The organism is Bacteroides sp. OM05-12 (genome assembly GCF_003438995.1).
Taxonomy (GTDB): Bacteria; Bacteroidota; Bacteroidia; order Bacteroidales; family Bacteroidaceae; genus Bacteroides.
Window position 1 is genome coordinate 182,554 of the sequence record NZ_QSUN01000003.1, and the last position, 20,753, is coordinate 203,306.

Here is a 20,753-nt window from a genome sequence, read left to right on the forward strand (position 1 = left end):
TTTGTCAGAAATAAAGTTTATTAAGGTAATGTATATAAAAAACGAGAGGCGGAGCAAAACCCCGCCTCTACCTTATATATAGAAAATTTAATCTATTTCCTCATCAGCCTCATATCCTCCCATTTCACGAAGTGCATTTTTCAGCATAACGTATTGCTGGAAAAGATGATTGATTGGAATTTCGTTTTCAGTATAATCATGCATCGGGCTTTTCAAGAAGAAGCTCAAGAAACGCTGAATACCATAACGTCCGGCACGAGCAGCAAGGTCACTCAACAATACTAAATCCAATACTAACGGAGCAGCCAAAATAGAATCACGACAAAGGAAATTTATTTTAATTTGCATTGGATAACCCATCCAACCAAAAATATCAATATTATCCCAACCTTCCTTATCATCATTACGCGGAGGATAATAATTGATACGGACTTTATGATAATAATTTGTATACAAATCCGGTTGTTCTTCAGGAACAAGAATGGATTCCAAAGTAGATAGTTTACTAACCTCCTTAGTATGGAAGTTTGCTGGTTCGTCTAACACTAAACCATCACGATTACCTAATATATTAGTAGAAAACCATCCTGATAAACCAAGACAACGAGTACCGATAATAGGAGCGAAACCAGACTTAACCAAAGTTTGACCGGTTTTAAAGTCTTTACCTGCTATAGGCATTTTAGTCTTCTCTGCCAATTCCCACATTGCAGGAATATCGACTGTTGTATTAGGAGCACCCATAATAAAAGGAGCACCTTCTGTCAGTGCGGCATAAGCATAGCACATAGATGGAGCAATATGTTCTTTATCATCATCCTTCATTGCTTTTTCCAAAGTAGCCAAAGAATTATGTACCGGTTCAAATACAGGAACATAAATTTCTGTAGAAGCAGCCCAAATAACAACAATACGATCACAACCACTGACTTTTTTGAAGTTACGGATATCTTCACGTATTTGTTCCATCATATCCCAACGATTCTTACAACTCTTTACATTATCACCATCCAAACGTTTTGCATAGTTGTGATCGAAAGCAGCCTTCATCGGAACAATCTTCTCTAGTTCATCCTTTACAGGATTGATATCTTTTTCCTTCAGAACTTCGCAATTTATCGCTGATTCATATGCATTGGCAGGATAAACATCCCATGCACCAAAAACGATATCATTCAAATTGGCAAGCGGAACAATTTCACCATAATGCTTATACTGTTTGTCTTTACCTCTTCCGACACGGATTTTATCATACTGTGTCATAGATCCCACAGGCTTCGCCAACCCTTTACGAGCCATCAAAACACCAGTCATAAAAGTTGAGGCAACAGCGCCTAATCCCACGCAAAGCACACCCAACTTACCAGTAGCCGGTTTAACATTAAATTTTTCCATTCTAACTTATTTTTTATCTTTCGAATAAAACATTAATTCCTCTTTCTCCGTTTATCTCTAAATAAATAAGGCCGGGAGCTGATCCAAATTATTAATTACCGCATCCGGCAACGAATCATCAGTTTCTTCTTCCCAACCTTCACCTTTTAACCATATAACCTTGCAACCCACTTTCTTAGCAGGCAACATATCTTTAGAAAATGAATCTCCAACTACTACAATCTCTTTCGAATCATACCCTAAAGCCTTTACACCAAGTTCAAAAATGGCAGGATCCGGTTTACGAACTTTCACGACTGAAGATTCTACTATATCTTTAAAAAAGCAAAGTAAACTAAAATCTTTCAGTATTGTCTCAATATTGCCATAAAAGTTTGAAACAAGTACTAAATTATGTTGCTTTGACAACTGTTCTACAACATTACGGGTTGTCCGCAGTACATCTAAAACATAATTATAGCAACTTTTTGCTATTAGTTCCGGATATTTATCTACAATTATTCCTTTCAAAAAACCTTTATCAGACAAATAAGAAATCTGTAGACCTACCTTTATAAAAAGGACATCATAAAAATTATGCTCCGGTTTAATTAAAGGTGTCATAGCTAATGTTCTTTCCCCATAAATGTATGCCTCCTTAAACACATCTTTATTTACGGGAACTTCATATTCAACATACTTACTCCAAAGGACTTCAGCCCAATGTTTCCCATTCGTATCTATCGTACCACCATAATCAAAAATGACACCTTTTATATTTGTAAATTTATTCCTCATAACCTTTTCTCTTTATGCTAGCAGTTGAACTTACTCCATTACCCACTTTCATCAATAAAACTCCGATTGTTATCCAAATCAGTTCTCTAACACGCGTTACCAAACCTGTGTAAACTCCAAATGCACTAGGTATGGCCACGCCAACTGCCGCCAAAGCGAATCCACCCTCTCTCGCTCCTAACTGCATAGGAGAGAAAAAGAATAAATTAGAAAACAACGAGGTAAAAGCCATAATCAAAATACACGATAAGAAACTTACATTATTGGTAAGTATATACAAAATAAAATAGACTTCCAGACAACCTACTATCCTCGCTATAAATTCCAAAGACAATGAGGCATAAAAAGTTCTTTTACGTTGTTTATGCAACTGTGCTATTTGACTATCAATTCTTTCTAAAGTTTCTTTCTTATTCTCCGAAAAGCGCTTTGCCCACTTCTTTAGAAAAGGTATTTTTTGACATATTTTTAATGCCTTCACTGCCATACCATTTTTATAACCCTTCATAAAAAAGTAAATAGCCAACAAACAAAATAGTCCGATTATTGCAAGTAAAACACCCATGAACCAATCGATAGGATACAATAACAGATAAAGGAATATGGCTGAAAGCCAAAAACAGAAATGAGAAAAAATATGCATCATCACATAAAGTATCACAGAAGAGGTAGCTTTACTTGCCCCCACATAAGGGGTTATCTCCATAATACGATATGGTTCTCCTCCCATTAACCCCACCGGAGTAGCATAATTCAAAGCAAATCCTGTAATCGTAAGCTTATATATTTTCCAGAACGGTACTTTGCACCCTTCATCATCCCGTATAATAATATACCAAGACAACGCATTTATTAAATAAATAAACACCCACAACCCCAAAATAGCTGGCAGCCATCCTCCCGCTTTTTTCAGGTTTGCCAATAACTCATCATACTCCATATCAAATGTACAAAGCATAATGACAACTGCAGCTATTCCAAAAATCAGGAATATATTTCTATATTTACTTTTCACCTACTTTGATTTTAGCTGATTATATAATAAAGCAGATATCTTTTCATGGCGATAACGCATATAAAAGAATAATACATTCATCACTGTAATCTCAAAAATAAAATATAACCAAGGCATACCGATAAACAGACAAACAAACAAAGCAATCGCACGGGTATTAAAAGTCAATATATTACTATATTTCATCAATGGTTTGCTTAATGCTCTGAACTCATCACGCAAAGATTGAGGTATACTATCTCCATATTTTTCTTTCACTAAAGTCATGAAACGTTGAAAATTAGGCGACATTGATTCTTGTGAACGTGTATAATTCCCATAAAAGAATAACCATATTTTCCACCAGAAATGATTTTTCCAAGGAGTAGAATAAAGCAGTTCCCGTTGTTGTTTAAAGTTGTCCAGTTCGCTTCCTTCCTTACCTTTCAAGAAAAAAAGGTGGATATTCCGATAATAATCAGCCAATGCACACTGTTTGCTATGACAAATAAAACCGGAAAAAGCAGCCAATAACCAAACACCTACTATCTGCCATTTTTCCACATCCCAATTATGTTCAACAGTAAAGCGGAGACAAATAAAGAAATAAATGGAAAAGAACCACAGATCCCCGGCAAATCCGTCAAGCATTCTTCCCCATTGTGTTTTTTGTCCGGTTAAACGAGCCAACTGTCCATCTGCACTATCATAAGAATTAGCCCATATCAACAATAACATACCTATTATATTCAATTTCAAATTATCGAAATAAAACATAACACCAGCAGCTACACCTATAAATATAGATGCAATTGTTACGACATTAGGATGCACACCAAGCTTTTGAAATAATAGTGCCCAACGGTAACCGATCGGACGATAAAAATGGATATCTATGAATTCTTCGGTATCCATGGATTTCAGAGATGCTTCAATCCCTTTATTTTTAGTATCATTACTCATTTTAGTCGTTTACTATTTTTAGCTTGTTCAATAATATAAGCAGCAATATATTTCCCCGCCTCCTCTCTACAACGAGCGAAGCTAGGCCAATCATTAAAATCAATGATCTTTATTGTACCATCATTTGAAACAACACAATCGCCTCCATAAATAGGAACATTGAGAATTGCAGATGCACGGTCACATTGTTTCTTCAATTCCTCTTCTTCAAATGAAAAGCCTTTGGCTTCTCCATTTATTGCTTCAAGACCAAACTTACTGTGAGAACATGGTGACGGATAAAACCAAAAGAAGAATCCGGTACCATATACTCCGTAGAATTTTATCAAATCACCCTGAAGATGTTCGTTTAGCACAGCTGTAGGTATATTCCTCATTTTAAAATCATTCAATACTAAATTCGCTTCATCTTCATCAGTGACATAACAAACATCTTCTTTCACCATCGCATGAGAATCTCCTCTTTTTATCCAAAAAGGATAATCTATATTCGGAAGAGAATCGCTATTTACATCCATAATAGCACTCTTAGGATGAGGAATACTATTCTTTACCAGTAGTTCTGTCATTGGTTTACGAATACAATTGTCTATGCCATATGCAGAATTAATAACAAGAGTACCTTGATCCTCCAATTGCTTTAAATAAGAAATGGTTGCTTTATCACGGACCATATCGAATACGACATCTGCTGTAATCTGCTTTTCCACAAATTCTTTTTCCGTATATTCATAGATTTCGCACCCTATTTTTTTCAAATGCTCAGTAACACAATTGAATATAGCAGCATCATTTCCCACGTGATTCGGTGAATATTCGTTTCCACGACTAACGCCAGCGATAGTAAAATGACTCATAGGCTAAACTTATTATTGATTTCACAGGAAAGAAAAGCCTCAGCTTTCGTTATATCCTCCACATGGTCTACATCCAATATCTTACTGAACGGATAAGCTTTCAAACTCAATCCCTCACTAACTAGTTGACGCTGAAAGTTGCGCATTCGAGACATCCCACGATCTATACATTGATCAAGAATCTTTAACGAAGAAGGCTTCAAGCAATAGACACCACCTGATATATATTTACAATCAGCTTTCTTTTCATCATGAAAACCGGTAATATGTAATAAGCGATCTGTTGAAATATAAAGAGGTTTTTCATCATCAATATAATCCGTAACAGCCATATAACCATCTTCATCCGATTCTTTAAAAGCTTCAATAAAAGACGAGAATTCTTCTTCCTTAAAAATCGTATCCACAGTGGTTAAGCAGAATTTATCATCCGCCAGATAAGGAGCCAATTCATAAAAACTATGCATTGAGCTAGGCGTTGTTTTAATTACAACTTCCAGAGGCAATTCTTGTTGCAAGGCAACAAGATGTTCTTTCACTAGTTGACTCTCATTATTTATTATGACTATAACAGACAACGCACCATTACGAATAAATATCCGTATCAAACGGTCAATCATAGCAACCCCATTCAAGGGTGTTAACGGTTTTGGAAGAGAAGCTCCCTCTCGTGAAAGTCGAGAACCCTCTCCCGCAGATATAATAGCAAATTTCATCTAAATAGTAGTTTTTTTATACTTCGTCGTCTACAGTATCAAGTTTTAATTTGTCACTATCATCTCTCTTCTCATAATATTGTTTTCTCAACGGATTCATTCGGATACTTTTTTCACGACAACGATTCCTAAAGACATCAATGGCCACATAAACAGCCTGACGGAAAGAATCTTCAGAAGCAATGCCCTGTCCTGCAATATCATAGGCTGTACCATGTGCAGGTGAAGTACGAACAATAGGCAGTCCTGCCGTAAAATTAACACCTTCTTCCATAGCTAAAGCCTTAAATGGAGCTAAGCCTTGGTCATGGTACATTGCCAACACGCCATCAAAGTGTGTATAGTTTCCTGCTCCCATAAAGCCATCTGCCGGATATGGTCCAAAGCATTGTATCCCCTTTTCAACCATTTCACGCATAGCCGGAATAATAATTTCCTCTTCCTCCTTACCAATCAATCCATGGTCACCAGCATGAGGATTCAGTGCCAATACAGCAATACGAGGAGCATCTATCCCAAAATCATTTTTTAACGAATTATTGAATATGGATAATTTATCCTTTATCAAATCAGCAGTGATAGTTGTAGCAATATCACGCACAGGTATATGCCCGGTAACAAGTGCCACTCTAAAATCATCTTTAAGCAATATCATTAAAGCCTTACTTCCCTCACCTACTCTTTCTTCAATATATTCCGTATGTCCCGGAAAATTAAATGTATCAGACTGGATAGTATGTTTATTGATAGGAGCAGTAATCAGCACATCAATCAGTCCTTCCTTATAATCTTCCAGTGCTTTTTCTAAGGCTTGTAACGCAGCAACTCCCGCCTCGGCTGAGGGTTTGGAAAACTCCACTTTGACTTCATCATCCGTACAATTAACAACGTTTAGTTTATTATACATAGCCTCAGAAGCTGAAGTTATAATACTAAAATTCGTAGCTAAATCCAAAGCTTTGCGATGATAAGCTGCAACTTTAGGAGAACCATACACAATTGGAGTACACAATTCCAACATGACAGGATCTGAAAAAGCCTTTAAAATAACTTCATATCCTACGCCATTGATATCCCCGTGGGTAATACCAATTCTTATTCTTTTTTCTTCCATTCCTTATATAATAATAGATTTAATCTTTCATAGTCTTACTCTTCAGGCACTCCCAGCGGCACTTCACCTTTAACTTCTTCCGTAGGCAATTTCAATGTATAAAGAGAAGCTTCCAACTGACGCATAAGATTTCGCTTCAACTTATCAGGAGAATAAACAAAAACTTCGGCTACAATAACTCTTCCATTAGCACGATCCACACGTGAATGAGAAACAAACGGTCCACCCATCATGTCTCCTTTTACATGCCACAAACCTCTGGCTTCTTGAACGTAATCACCTTTAACACCAATATCTTTCACTTCAACAGACATTGTATCCGTCGCCATATACATACCTTCTTTAGCACCCGGAATATTAATCTTCATCACCGAATCACGTTTATGAATAAAATAATCCCTTGTAAAAGTATCTTTGTCAGTATAAGGATATGAATACATCACAAAATTCATATCTGCAGTAGCAGCATTAGTTGAAGCCCAGAAAAAGTTGTCTCCCTCCTTTGAATTAACCAATTCCGTAGGAAGCCAAATATCGCAATCAAAGATACTACCGACTTTCGTTGAAATATAATTATTATGCTTATCTTTCAACAGATTAATCTGACGATTCATCTCGGCTTTTACAAAGAAATCAATAATTGTTTGCTTATTCTCTTCTACATATTCTTCAAAAGACTTTTCATTCGGAGCCTGAATTGTCATAATCATTTGCGGGACAGCATACACATCTCTTGCAAATTTAATCTTTGGCTGTGTATATATATCCTGAATATCAACAATGATAATATTACGGAATAACTTCAACACCTGATCATAATTTCGAGGAGCAGTATAAGAGATTCTAAAGGAACGTTCCGACTGTGGCAATCCCGGAACATCTGTATCCAAGACATCAAACAAAGCTCTGCCTGCCGGTTTCTCCCAAACTACCGGATCAACAACGACAAGCACCTCATATGGACGTCCACTGGAAGTAGGAGTAAACACATTCTTTTTCCCATTGGAACAGGAACTAAACGCCAACACTATCAGCACTAAGCTTAAATATACAGCAAAACGTTTCATAACAATTATATTTAGAGTCATTAATTATAAATTAAACATTCTTTTCATGCCGTTGTTTCAAACAACATCAAGCTATTCTTGTTTTTTAGCAGTCGAAAGCATCCCACATGCCGCAAATATATCCTCTCCTCGTGATGCCCTGATTGTTGAAAACACCCCATGAGAGGTTAAATAATCCCGAAAAGCTAACATTGTATCCATATCAGCCCCTTCTAAATCCACGCCCGGAATAGCATGAAAACGAATCAAATTAACACGACAATCCAGTCCCCGCAATAGCTTCACCAATTCTTTTGCATAAATAAGCCCATCATTTACCCCTTTAAATACAATATATTCAAAGGAAAGACGGCGTTGCTTACTGAAATCATAATTCTTCAAAACATCAACGATCTCTGTTATGGAAAAAGCTTTCTCTGCCGGCATCAGTTCTTTTCTTTGTGCAGAAAAAGGAGAATGCAAACTAATGGCAAGATGGCAATCGCTCTCTTCTATAAAACGTTGCAAACCTTTCCTCAAACCAACAGAAGAGACTGTAATCCTTTTAGGACTCCACTTATAACTATAGTCTGAGGTCAAGATCTCCAAGACTTTCAATAATTCATCTAAATTATCGAAAGGCTCTCCCATCCCCATAAAAACGATATTGGTTAATGTATCCCCTTCTGGAATAGAATATATTTGATTCAGTATTTGATTGGCTGTTAAATTAGCGGAGAATCCCTGTTTTCCTGTCATACAGAATTTACAATTCATCTTACAGCCAACCTGTGAAGAGACACACAGAGTAGCCCTATCTTCATCAGGAATATAAACAGCTTCAACAAAATCCGTATCAGATACTTGAAAAAGATACTTTACTGTACCATCCGTAGAACGCATAGCCTCTACCGGTGCACTAGCACCAACCTCATATTCTTCTTTCAGCAAATCACGGAATTTCAAAGAGAGATTGGTCATTTCATCTATGGAATCCACTTTCTTATCATATAGCCAAGAAGATATTTGTTTCGCCGTAAATTTAGGCATTCCAAGACTCAGCACTACTTGCTGAATCTCATCAAACGTCATTCCTAACAATCTAAATTTCCGCATATGCTTTATTTAAAGATATTTGGATGCAAAAATAAAGAAAAATAATGGATAAAGCGTCACACAACATCAAAAACTTAAAATTTATAACAAGTTTTATACCCTCATAAATTCATAATTTATATTCTTCTTGAAACATTTTATAAACGAAGCTTAACAATTTGAGGTCCCTGCATTTTAAAGGTACGGTCGGTTGCTTGCAAACGATAGGAGTTTGTAAACAATCGACCGTACCTTTGTTTCTATTCCGTTAACCAACAAAATTCAGATTATTCTAATCCTGATAATAGATCCTTTTAACCCGCGTAGATATACCAGTCAATACCTCATAGGGAATAGTACCTAGAATATCAGACAATGTAGATATAAGAAGATGATCACCGAATATCTCAACTTTATCTCCTTCCTTACAATCTATATCCGTCACATCTATCATACACACATCCATACAGATATTTCCCACATAAGGAGCTTTTTGTCCGTTCACCAGACAATAGGCATGACCATTGCCCAAATGGCGGTTCAGACCATCGGCATACCCAATCGGGATAGCTGCTATTTTGGAATCACGGTCTAAAACACCTTTTCGGCTATAACCAACAGTATCTTCTCTAGGTACATTCTTTATTTGTAATATAGTAGTATGCAAAGAACTCACATTATGAATAATTGAATTATCCACAGGATTTATACCATATAAACCGATTCCTAGACGAACCATATCGAATTGTGCTCCAGGGAAACGTTCTATTCCGGCTGAATTACAGATATGACATAATACTTTATGTGGGAAAGCTGCTTGCAATTCTGCCGAAGCCTTTTCAAAAAGCTCTATCTGACGCCGTGTAAAAGCATCAAAACGTTCATTGTCACTACCCACCAAATGTGAAAAGACCGAACGGGGGATTAATGCAGTCTGTGATTTCAATATCCGGATAAGTTCCGGCATATCTTCGGCATTGAAGCCCAAACGATGCATACCGGTATCCAACTTAATATGTATCGGATAATTGGTAATCCCTTCCTTCTCCGCCTTCTTTATTAAAGCCTCGAGCAGATGAAAACTATAAACCTCCGGTTCCAGTTTATAATCGAACATCGTCTTAAAAGCAGACATTTCCGGATTCATAATAATAATGGAACTCGTGATTCCGGCTTTACGCAAATCAGAACCTTCATCGGCCACTGCAACCGCCAAAAAATCTACTTTATGATCCTGCAACGTCTTTGCTATCTCATAGGACCCGGCACCATAGGCAGATGCCTTTATCATACAAACCATTTTTGTTTCCGGCTTCAGTTTACCGCGATAATAATTCAGGTTATCGACCAGTGCATTCAAGTTTATCTCAAGAATTGTCTCGTGTACTTTTAGCTCTAGCTGTTCCGAAATTTCTTCAAAATGGAAATTACGAGAGCCCTTAATGAGGATCACTTCATTTCTGAAAGAATCAAAAACAGTAGAATTCATAAACGATTTTGTATCAGGGAAGAAGAATTTCTCCCCATCAAACTTATCTGCAGACGAAGATATATCGGCACCTATACCTATTAATTTCTCAATACCACGACTACGCACATATTGAGCTACTTTACGATATAGCTGACTGGCACTCTGCCCTGTTTCCAATATATCGGAAAGTATTAATGTACGCTTCAGCTTCTTGGACTGCGAACGGCGATAAAGGAAATCAAGTGCAATATCCAATGATGCTAAATCCGAATTATAACTATCATTAATTAAAATACAATTATTCTTCCCTTCTTTCACTTCAAGACGCATTGCTACCGGTTCTAATTTTGCCATCCGCTCCTTTATCTGTTCGGGAGGAAGCATCAAGTAAAGACAGGCAGCCAAACAGTTCAATGAATTTTCAATAGAAGCATCATCTATATAAGGTATACGGTATTCATTATCAAAGCCCAGATAACGATACTTCACTTTTGTACCCGTATCATCTTTTTTAATTGATTTAATAAAAAGAGGCTTCTCGTCATCCGTTTTTGACCATGCTATTTCACGGGCAGTAAGCATAGACTTCGCCACACAGTTAGCAATCATCTCATTGTCACCATTATAGATAACAACATCACAATCCTTGAAAAGCGAGATTTTCTCCATGCACTTCTCTTGCAAAGAGAAAAAGTTTTCCTGATGTGCTCCACCGATATTTGTTAGAATGCCGATAGTGGGACGAATAATGGTTTGCAAAGCACGCATCTCTCCCATTTCAGAGATTCCAGCTTCAAAGATACCCAATTCCGTTTGCTCATTCATCAGCCATACAGAAAGAGGAACTCCTATTTGTGAATTATAACTTCTGGGCGAACGGGTGATTCTCTTCTCCGGACTCAATAGCTGATAAAGCCATTCCTTTACAATGGTTTTACCATTACTTCCGGTTATGCCAACAACCGGTATTTGATAATTGCTACGGTGTAACTCAGCCAGCTTTTGCAGTGCTTTCAGTGGTTGAGACACCAATAGGAAATTACACTCAACATATTTTTGTCCTTCATCCGGCAATTCACTAACAACAAAGTTACGTACACCACGGGCATATAAATCATTTATATATTTATGACCGTCATTGCGCTTGCTCTTCAACGCAAAAAACAGAGTTTCTTCAGGAAAACAAAGCGAACGACTATCTGTTAGTATCCAATCTATCTGATAATCATTGTTTCCGATGCGTTTTGCTCCGATTAGTTCAGCTATTATTTCAATAGAATATGACATAATTCAAGTTCTTTTTGTACATCTAAGTACGGACATTTTTCTTTAACTCGCTCTATCTTTAACACTATTTGTCTTAAAAAACTCTTATATTCTTCTGAGTCCGCACGAAAAGGTTTATGATTCAGAGCTTTTTTAATTTCATTCCATTCTTTAATCAATAATATAGTATTCTTATCAAAATAAGATTTGGAAAAACATTCCCAGATATAATTTATGGCCAATTCAGACGGATGCACCATATCATCTGCATAAAAACGATAATCACGAAGCTCGTCCATCATAATCTCATAAGCAGGAAAATAAAAAGCATGTTCATTATCAATCAATTCTTTATCAAGCATACATGCCATCAGCATAGCTTTACTCATCTGATTCTCATGAAGTCCGTCTCTTATATGCCGGATAGGACTTACGGTAAAAATAAGCTTAACACCGGAGTGATGAGACAGGAACAAATCTTTCAAAGTCTTGATTTCACTCTTCAGCTCTTCCAAATTACCGATACAATATCTATCGAAACTCTTTTCCGGAAGTTTATGGCAATTCCCCACTACCCTTCCGGTCTCCTTATCCTTATATATATAAGCGCTTCCTAAGGTAATAATGACATAGTCCAATGTTTGCAATACCTCAAATGTATGCCGGATACGTTCATTAATCCGATGCAAACATACTTCTTTTGACTCATCGGAAAAAGAGCTGTGATGCATGGAACTATGCCACTGCCCTTGCCGGAAGAACAAATCGTCTTCCGTATACACCTTTCTACCGTTCACTTCACACATGGCAGAAGCCAAAGAGCAGGGGTTATACAAAACTCCATACGGATTTATATCACACCGGAATTTATTTTCCTGCAACTTTCTGCCGATATTCTCTGCAAAACAAGACCCTAACATCATAATCTTATGAGAATGATTGATCTTTAACTGTTTTACCGGAAGATCTACTAATGTCCTGAAATCCATATTACTTTAGCTTAATATAATTAGCAATAGATACCTTCTCCTGCAAATGAAGTGAAAAATTAAGTGCAAAAGTAAGCATCTTAGAGTTATTTATACTAAATTTGCGATAAATTTGTCCTAATAATGAAGACAGAACCTACATATAACTTGCTAAATGGCATTAACACACCGGAGGATTTGCGCAAATTAAGCGTAGATTCTTTACCCGAAGTGTGTAAGGAACTGAGGCAAGACATCATAAAAGAACTTTCATGTAATCCCGGACATTTCGCCGCCAGTCTTGGAGTTGTAGAACTTACCGTAGCATTACATTATGTATTCAATACCCCATACGATAGAATCGTCTGGGACGTAGGACACCAAGCCTATGGTCATAAGATACTGACCGGCAGACGGGAAGCTTTTGCCACAAACCGTAAATTCAAAGGAATACGTCCTTTCCCTTCACCGGAAGAGAGCGAATATGATACTTTTACTTGCGGGCATGCATCCAATTCTATTTCCGTCGCGTTAGGAATGGCTGTTGCCGCAAAAGAAAAAGGAGAGAACAACAGACACGTGATAGCAGTGATAGGAGACGGTTCCATGAGTGGCGGACTAGCTTTTGAAGGACTAAATAATACTTCCTCCACTCCTAATGACATGCTGATTATCTTGAATGACAACAATATGTCTATCGACCGGAGTGTGGGTGGCATGAAGCAATATTTGCTGAACCTGACAACTACCAACCGATATAATCGTATCCGGTTCAAACTGTCTCAATTGTTCTCCAAATGGGGAATACTGAACGAACAGAGGCGTAAAAGTCTGATTCGTTTCAATAACAGCCTCAAATCAATGCTTTCACAGCAGCAAAATATTTTTGAAGGGATGAACATCCGCTATTTCGGACCTTTCGACGGACATGATGTGAAAAATCTGATCAGAGTATTGAGAGATATAAAAGACATGAAAGGTCCCAAGATCCTACATTTGCATACTGTCAAAGGAAAAGGATTCAAGCCGGCAGAAAAAGCGGCAACCATTTGGCATGCACCCGGTAAATTCGATCCGGCCACAGGAGAGCGGATTATTACCGACACACATGGAATGCCTCCATTATTTCAGGATGTATTCGGATATACGTTGTTAGAGTTAGCTAAACAAAACAACAAGATAGTAGGGGTCACTCCCGCTATGCCAACAGGATGTTCCATGAATATACTGATGAAAGAAATGCCGGACAGAGCATTTGATGTGGGCATCGCAGAAGGACACGCTGTAACCTTTTCCGGCGGAATGGCAAAAGAAGGTTTACTTCCGTTTTGTAACATCTACTCCTCTTTCATGCAGAGAGCTTATGATAATGTTATACATGATGTTGCCATACAAAAACTGAACGTCGTATTTTGTCTGGACCGTGCCGGACTTGTAGGTGAAGATGGTCCCACTCATCACGGAGCCTTCGATTTGGCATATATGCGTTCTATCCCGAATCTAACCATAGCCTCACCTTATAATGAACATGAGTTGAGAAGATTAATGTATACGGCACAATTACCCGACAAAGGTCCGTTTGTGATTCGCTATCCAAGAGGTAGAGGAAATCTGGTAGACTGGAAATGCCCATTAGAAGCTATTGAGATAGGAAAAGGCCGTAAACTAAAAAACGGTAATGACATTGCAGTGATTACAATCGGTCCGATAGGTAATATCGCTGCCGGAGCTATCAGTAAAGCGGAAGCAAACGGTTTAAGTATCGCCCATTACGACCTGCGCTTCCTGAAACCTTTAGACGAAGAATTGCTACACGAGGTAGGAATAAAGTTCAGTCGAATATTAACCATTGAAGACGGTGTTCTGAAAGGAGGAATGGGAACTGCCATTCTTGAATTTATGGCAGATTATCACTATACGCCATTTATAAGAAGAATAGGACTGCCTGACCATTTCATTGAACACGGAAGTGTGAATGAGTTATATGAACTATGTGGCATGGATGAAGAAAGTATTTATAACACCTTATTGGTCATGCATGATGATATGCCCGTCATGGATACACAACTTTTGAGCAAGCAATTAACCAATTAATAATTTAACATGAAAATTATTATTGCAGGAGCCGGAGCAGTTGGCACGCATTTAGCCAAACTCCTTTCCGGAGAGAAACAGGATATTATCCTGATGGATGATGATGAAGAAAAGTTGAGCAAACTGGACGCAGATTTTGATTTGATGACAGTAGCGGCCTCCCCTTCTTCAATTGCCGGATTAAAAGAATCCGGTGTAGCAGGAGCGAATTTGTTTGTAGCCGTAACTCCGGACGAAAGTCGGAACATGACAGCCTGTATGCTGGCCACCAATCTGGGAGCAAAAAAAACCGTTGCCCGTATCGATAATTACGAATATCTATTACCCAAGCATAAAGAATTCTTTCAAAAGTTAGGGGTAGATTCATTGATTTACCCAGAAATGCTGGCTGCTAAAGAAATTGTGGCCTCTGTACGAATGAGTTGGATACGGCAATGGTGGGAATTTTGCGGAGGAGCATTGATATTGATCGGGACCAAAATGAGAGAAACGGCGGAAATATTAGACATACCGTTAAGTAAAATAGGAGGCCCGAACACTCCTTTCCATATCGTTGCCATCAAACGGGGTAATGAAACCATCATCCCACGCGGAGACGATGTAGTCAAGCTATATGATATCGTCTATTTCACAACAACCAAGAAATACATTCCCTATATTCGCAAAATAGCCGGTAAAGAAGACTATGCGGATGTACGTAACGTCATGATTATGGGTGGAAGTCGTATCGCCGTACGTACAGCTCAATATGTACCGGATTATATGCAAGTAAAAATCATAGAGAATGATTACATCCGTTGCAACCGCCTGACTGAATTGTTGGATGACAAAGTTATGATTATCAATGGAGACGGCCGGGATATGAACTTGCTTGTGGAAGAAGGTATAAAAAACACCGAAGCATTCGTAGCACTGACCGGTAATTCGGAAACTAATATTCTTGCCTGTCTTGCCGCTAAACGTATGGGGGTAAGAAAAACAGTAGCAGAAGTAGAAAATATTGATTATATCAGTATGGCAGAAAGTCTTGACATCGGTACGGTCATCAATAAGAAGATGATTGCGGCAAGCCATATCTACCAAATGATGCTGGATGCAGATGTCTCTAATGTGAAATGTCTCACATTTGCCAATGCCGATGTAGCGGAATTTACAGTGAACGAACACTCTAAAGTGACCAAACATTTAGTAAAGGATTTAGGACTGCCCAAAGGGGCCACCATCGGTGGATTAATTCGTAAAGGAGAAGGTATTGTGGTAACAGGAGACACTCAGATATTACCAAACGACCATGTCGTTGTTTTCTGTCTTGGTATGATGATAAAGAAAGTAGAAAAATACTTTAATTAAGCAACACAGATGATTAACGCTAAGATGATATACAAAATCATGGGCTTCCTGCTTTTCATCGAAGCAGCCATGATATTGTGTTGTGTGGGAATTACATTGATCTATAAGGAAAGCGATACGGATGACTTTCTTATCACCGCAGGTATCACCACATTAGTAGGCATTATCCTTACTTTCATGGGGCGCAACGCCGAAAAAGGATTGAGTCGTAGAGACGGATATATCATTGTCAGCTCAGCATGGGTGCTTTTTTCCCTCTTCGGCATGTTACCTTTTTATATCAGCGGATATATACCTAATATAACCGACGCCTTCTTTGAAACCATGTCGGGTTTTACTACAACCGGCGCAACGATCCTAGACGACATAGAATCCTTACCACACGGATTATTATTTTGGCGTAGCCTTACACAGTGGATAGGCGGTTTGGGAATCGTATTTTTCACTATTGCCGTATTACCGATATTCGGCGTTGGCGGTGTACAACTTTTTGCGGCAGAAGCTACCGGAGTTAAACACGACAAAGTACATCCCCGAATAGGTGTAACCGCCAAATGGATATGGAGTATTTACTTAGGTTTGACTTTGACTGAAACAGTATTACTCATGTTAGGAGGAATGGATTGGTTTGATGGTATTTGTCATTCCATGACAACGACAGCCACAGGAGGATATTCCACCAAACAAAACAGCATCGCTTTCTATCATTCTGCTTATATAGAATATATTGTCGCTATTTTCATGTTCCTGTCAGGAGTAAACTTTACTTTGTTGTTTCTCCTGTTCATGAAAGGAAAGATTAAGCGGTTCTTCAACGATGCAGAACTTAAATGGTACGCTTCCTCAGTATTCATCCTCACAGCCATTACAACTATCGGATTGATATTAAGCAGTCCTATGGATACGGAAGAATCATTCCGAAAAGCATTATTCCAAGTCATTTCACTACATACCACAACAGGGTTTGCTTCAGCCGATTATATGACATGGATACCGTTCTTATGGACTCTGATGGGCTTTACCATGTTTTTCGGAGGTTGTGCCGGTTCTACAGCAGGTGCTATTAAAAGCATCCGTATGGTGATTCTTGCAAAAACAGCGCGCAACGAGTTTAAACATATTCTACATCCGAACGCCGTACTCCCTGTGAGAATTAACAAGCAGGTAGTTTCGTCTCCCATTCGTTCTACCGTTTTAGCATTTACCTTTATATATATAGCTTTAATTGCTATCGGTTGGCTTATTATGATGGCTTTGGGTATAGGATTCAGCGAATCGTTCAGCATCGTGGTATCCAGCATTGGTAACGTCGGACCGGGGTTAGGACTTTGCGGACCGGCTTATTCATGGAGTGGGTTACCGGATATTGCCAAATGGATATTATCATTCTTAATGCTGATCGGACGTTTGGAGTTGTTCTCTGTATTGCTATTATTTACTCCCGCATTTTGGAGAAAGCGGTAACATATTGAATATTTTGTCATATAGAGATTGCATTTTACAAGAATTTAGTTGTATATTTGCAGCCGCAAAGGAGAAATGTATGAAACAACAAATAAAATACTGCTTACTCGGCCTCTTATTTTTATTGCTAAATGCCATAGCAATGAAAGCATACACTCCTATCAGAACCTTTGAAAAAAGATCTGATGTTTCATATATCATATCCCAAGAAGAGGCAACTCATAATGCAGTCCGTTTTCTATATTACATTTATTCAAACACACCTCGTGAAGCCATCTCAATAGATAGCCAATCCTATGACTTGAAATGTGCTATCAAGATACTATCCAAGCTTAATGACTATAAAAGTACAGTAAAATCAGCATATTTACTCAGCAATTCGATCTATGCACACCTGCATCCTGATCCTGTCGGGTACTATATATATACGCTGGAAAAGATTATTATTTGAGACTTTAATATCACTATCCGATTATAAATAATGAGATAAAGCGTATTTCATTATCTATTTATTTTTATAAAATCAATCTAAACACAATAGGTTATGTATTTTACATTATTAATTGTTGTGATACTAACAGCCATAGCATTAGTAGCTATCGCATTAGGTATTGCCCGCGCTATTTCGCCACGTTCATACAATCCGCAAAAAGGTGAAGCTTACGAGTGTGGAATCCCGACGAGAGGTAAATCATGGATGCAATTTAAGGTAGGTTATTACCTCTTTGCCATCTTGTTCCTCATGTTCGATGTGGAAACCGTGTTTTTATTCCCATGGGCTGTTGTCGTGCAAGACTTAGGAGTTTACGGTCTGGTTAGTATCATTTTCTTTTTAGTTATTTTGGTATTAGGATTGGCTTATGCCTGGAAGAAAGGAGCATTGGAATGGAAATAAAGAAGCCGAAAATAAAGTCCATGCAATATGAAGACTTCAACGATAATGAGTATTTGGAAAAAATGGTCAAAGAACTCAATGAAAACGGAACAAACGTTATCGTCGGGTGTCTTGACGACCTTATCAATTGGGGGCGAAGCAATAGCCTTTGGCCGCTTACATTCGCAACCAGTTGCTGTGGTATTGAATTCATGGCAGTGGGAGCTGCACGGTATGATTTTGCCCGCTTCGGGTTTGAAGTAGCACGTGCCAGTCCGCGTCAGGCAGACTTTATCATGGTGGCAGGCACCATTACAAACAAAATGGCTCCGGTATTAAAACGACTATACGACCAGATGGCCGATCCGAAATACGTAATAGCCGTAGGTGGTTGTGCTATTTCAGGAGGACCATTCAAGAAGTCTTATCATGTAGTGAAAGGAGTCGATAAAATATTACCGGTAGATGTATATATACCGGGATGCCCTCCACGTCCGGAAGCCATGCTCTACGGAATGATGCAATTACAACGTAAAGTAAAATTAGAAAAGTTCTTTGGTGGAGTAAACCGTCAAGTCAGCAAAAAAGAATATGCTAAGCTGATGGAAGAAGACCTTACCTCTGTAAAAGATGAACTGAATGTAGAAGAAGTAAGAGAAGAAAAGAGATGAGTACGAATATAAAAGATAAAATCATAGCATTAGTTCCCGACGCTACCTATTCCGAAGCAGGAGATGGTATGTGGACTATTCCTGTAGAGCAGTTTCGTGATTTTGCAATAGCGATTAAAGAGGATAAAGATCTGAAGTTCGACTTTCTCCGCAGCCTCACCGGAATGGATTACGGGGAAAATGGATTCGGAGTAGTCTATCATTTGGAGTCTACAGAGTTTGGACACCAATTAATCTTTCGCGTATTGACTCCCGGTAGAGAAAAGTGCGGATTACCATCTGTCTGTGATATTTGGAAAGCAGCAGAACTAAATGAACGTGAAGTATTCGACTACTTCGGCATTCGTTTTATAAACCATCCGGATATGCGACGCCTTTATCTGCGTGATGATTGGGTAGGTCATCCACTTCGCAAGGACTACGATGACAGCGAAGAAATCAATCCGTTGCGCATGAGTAATGAAGTGGCAAAAGATGATGTCCCGAGCATAGAGCTCCAACCGGATGGAAGTATCATTCGCAAACGCAACGTTCTGTTCGAAGAGGATGAATACGTTATCAATGTAGGGCCTCAACACCCGGCAACACATGGTGTACTTCGTTTCCGCGTATCATTGGAAGGAGAAATCATTAAGAAACTCGATGTACACTGCGGATATATCCATCGCGGAATAGAGAAGATGTGCGAAAGCCTCACTTACCCTCAAACTCTGGCATTAACAGACCGTATGGATTATCTGGGAGCAATGCAAAACCGCCATGCACTCTGTATGTGCATAGAAAAAGGGTTAGGAGTAGAGGTATCAGACCGTGTGAAGTATATTCGTACGATTATGGATGAACTTCAACGTATCGATTCCCACTTGCTGTTCTTCTCTTGCCTCTGCATGGATATGGGAGCTTTGACAGCTTTCTTCTATGGTTTCCGTGACCGTGAAAAGATACTGGATATATTCGAGGAAACTTGTGGAGGACGATTGATCCTGAACTATAACACAATCGGAGGCGTACAAGCCGACATACACCCGAACTTCGTAACACGTATAAAGGATTTCATTACTTATATGCGTCCGAAACTTCGCGAATACCATGAAGTGTTTACCGGAAATATTATCGCACAGACACGTCTGAAAGGTGTCGGTATCCTAAGCCGTGAAGATGCCGTCTCATTCGGTGCGACCGGTGGTACAGGACGTGCCTCCGGCTGGGCATGTGATGTGCGTAAACGTTTGCCTTACGGAGTATATGATAAAGTGGATTTCAAAGAGATCGTTTATAATGAAGGCGACTGCTTTGCACGCTATATGGTGCGTATGGACGAAATCGTAGAAAGTATGAATATCATCGAGCAACTGATCGATAACATCCCGGAAGGAGATTACCAGTTAAAGATGAAACCCATTATCCGTATCCCCGAAGGCAGTTACTATGCAGCAGTAGAAGGCAGTCGTGGAGAGTTCGGCGTATATATCGAAAGCCGTGGAGACAAGTCTCCTTACCGTATGAAGTTCCGCAGTACCGGATTACCGCTGGTATCTTGTATGGATACCATTTGCCGGGGAGCAAAGATTGCCGACCTGATAGCTATCGGAGGAACACTGGATTATGTAGTACCTGATATTGACCGTTAAATATAAA

General features: G+C 38.7%; 18 protein-coding genes. 7 read left to right on the forward strand and 11 right to left on the reverse strand.

The window, feature by feature from the left end:
• Nucleotides 1–87: 87 nt before the first annotated feature.
• The 11 genes from DXB63_RS04030 to DXB63_RS04080 all read right to left on the reverse strand — a co-directional run bounded on the left by DXB63_RS04030 (nucleotide 88) and on the right by DXB63_RS04080 (nucleotide 12,683).
• Nucleotides 88–1,395 (reverse strand): inositol-3-phosphate synthase, encoded by a 1,308-nt coding sequence (locus DXB63_RS04030; protein WP_122125111.1) that lies wholly within the window; start codon nucleotides 1,393–1,395, stop codon nucleotides 88–90.
• A 57-nt stretch (nucleotides 1,396–1,452) separates the two neighbouring features.
• The gene (locus DXB63_RS04035; RefSeq protein ID WP_122125112.1) at nucleotides 1,453–2,172 is read right to left on the reverse strand and encodes an HAD family hydrolase; all 720 of its coding nucleotides are present in this window, start codon (nucleotides 2,170–2,172) and stop codon (nucleotides 1,453–1,455) included.
• Nucleotides 2,162–3,187, reverse strand: a complete 1,026-nt coding sequence (locus tag DXB63_RS04040) for a lysylphosphatidylglycerol synthase transmembrane domain-containing protein (RefSeq protein ID WP_122125113.1) — start codon at nucleotides 3,185–3,187, stop codon at nucleotides 2,162–2,164. The genes DXB63_RS04035 and DXB63_RS04040 overlap by 11 nt, the downstream gene beginning before the upstream one ends.
• The gene (locus DXB63_RS04045; protein ID WP_122125114.1) at nucleotides 3,188–4,129 is read right to left on the reverse strand and encodes a CDP-alcohol phosphatidyltransferase family protein; all 942 of its coding nucleotides are present in this window, start codon (nucleotides 4,127–4,129) and stop codon (nucleotides 3,188–3,190) included. It lies immediately after the preceding gene.
• A complete protein-coding gene (locus DXB63_RS04050) occupies nucleotides 4,126–4,986 on the reverse strand; it encodes a hypothetical protein (RefSeq protein WP_122125115.1) in 861 nt (286 codons plus the stop codon). The genes DXB63_RS04045 and DXB63_RS04050 overlap by 4 nt, the downstream gene beginning before the upstream one ends.
• On the reverse strand, nucleotides 4,983–5,702 hold the full coding sequence (locus DXB63_RS04055) for an NTP transferase domain-containing protein (RefSeq protein ID WP_122125116.1): 720 nt from the start codon (nucleotides 5,700–5,702) through the stop codon (nucleotides 4,983–4,985). The genes DXB63_RS04050 and DXB63_RS04055 overlap by 4 nt, the downstream gene beginning before the upstream one ends.
• Nucleotides 5,703–5,718: 16 nt before the next feature.
• Nucleotides 5,719–6,816: a 4-hydroxythreonine-4-phosphate dehydrogenase PdxA gene (pdxA, locus tag DXB63_RS04060; protein WP_122125117.1), complete on the reverse strand. Its 1,098-nt coding sequence runs from the start codon at nucleotides 6,814–6,816 to the stop codon at nucleotides 5,719–5,721.
• Nucleotides 6,817–6,851: 35 nt separating this feature from the next.
• Nucleotides 6,852–7,883, reverse strand: coding sequence for a DUF4837 family protein (locus DXB63_RS04065; RefSeq protein ID WP_122125118.1), 1,032 nt, complete (start codon nucleotides 7,881–7,883; stop codon nucleotides 6,852–6,854).
• A gap of 72 nt (nucleotides 7,884–7,955) precedes the next feature.
• On the reverse strand, nucleotides 7,956–8,978 hold the full coding sequence (rlmN, locus tag DXB63_RS04070; protein ID WP_122125119.1) for a 23S rRNA (adenine(2503)-C(2))-methyltransferase RlmN: 1,023 nt from the start codon (nucleotides 8,976–8,978) through the stop codon (nucleotides 7,956–7,958).
• Nucleotides 8,979–9,249: 271 nt separating this feature from the next.
• A complete protein-coding gene (locus tag DXB63_RS04075; RefSeq protein WP_122125120.1) occupies nucleotides 9,250–11,715 on the reverse strand; it encodes a bifunctional UDP-N-acetylmuramoyl-tripeptide:D-alanyl-D-alanine ligase/alanine racemase in 2,466 nt (821 codons plus the stop codon).
• Complete coding sequence (locus tag DXB63_RS04080) at nucleotides 11,694–12,683, reverse strand: GSCFA domain-containing protein (protein ID WP_122125121.1); 990 nt, start codon at nucleotides 12,681–12,683, stop codon at nucleotides 11,694–11,696. The genes DXB63_RS04075 and DXB63_RS04080 overlap by 22 nt, the downstream gene beginning before the upstream one ends.
• Before the next feature lie 123 nt (nucleotides 12,684–12,806).
• On the opposite strand from DXB63_RS04080, the gene dxs reads away from it, so the two are divergent.
• From dxs to DXB63_RS04115, 7 genes are all read left to right on the forward strand, one after another.
• Complete coding sequence (gene dxs / locus DXB63_RS04085; RefSeq protein ID WP_122125122.1) at nucleotides 12,807–14,756, forward strand: 1-deoxy-D-xylulose-5-phosphate synthase; 1,950 nt, start codon at nucleotides 12,807–12,809, stop codon at nucleotides 14,754–14,756.
• A gap of 9 nt (nucleotides 14,757–14,765) precedes the next feature.
• Nucleotides 14,766–16,106, forward strand: a complete 1,341-nt coding sequence (gene trkA / locus DXB63_RS04090) for a Trk system potassium transporter TrkA (RefSeq protein ID WP_122125123.1) — start codon at nucleotides 14,766–14,768, stop codon at nucleotides 16,104–16,106.
• Between the two features lie 9 nt (nucleotides 16,107–16,115).
• Nucleotides 16,116–17,570 carry a TrkH family potassium uptake protein gene (locus tag DXB63_RS04095; protein ID WP_122125124.1) on the forward strand — a complete coding sequence of 485 codons (1,455 nt, stop codon included), beginning with the start codon at nucleotides 16,116–16,118 and terminating at the stop codon, nucleotides 17,568–17,570.
• A 79-nt stretch (nucleotides 17,571–17,649) separates the two neighbouring features.
• Nucleotides 17,650–18,021: a hypothetical protein gene (locus DXB63_RS04100; RefSeq protein WP_122125125.1), complete on the forward strand. Its 372-nt coding sequence runs from the start codon at nucleotides 17,650–17,652 to the stop codon at nucleotides 18,019–18,021.
• A gap of 93 nt (nucleotides 18,022–18,114) precedes the next feature.
• Nucleotides 18,115–18,465 carry an NADH-quinone oxidoreductase subunit A gene (locus DXB63_RS04105; protein WP_122125126.1) on the forward strand — a complete coding sequence of 117 codons (351 nt, stop codon included), beginning with the start codon at nucleotides 18,115–18,117 and terminating at the stop codon, nucleotides 18,463–18,465.
• On the forward strand, nucleotides 18,456–19,115 hold the full coding sequence (locus tag DXB63_RS04110; RefSeq protein ID WP_122125127.1) for an NADH-quinone oxidoreductase subunit B: 660 nt from the start codon (nucleotides 18,456–18,458) through the stop codon (nucleotides 19,113–19,115). The genes DXB63_RS04105 and DXB63_RS04110 overlap by 10 nt, the downstream gene beginning before the upstream one ends.
• On the forward strand, nucleotides 19,112–20,746 hold the full coding sequence (locus DXB63_RS04115) for an NADH-quinone oxidoreductase subunit C (protein ID WP_122125128.1): 1,635 nt from the start codon (nucleotides 19,112–19,114) through the stop codon (nucleotides 20,744–20,746). The genes DXB63_RS04110 and DXB63_RS04115 overlap by 4 nt, the downstream gene beginning before the upstream one ends.
• Nucleotides 20,747–20,753 lie beyond the last annotated feature (7 nt).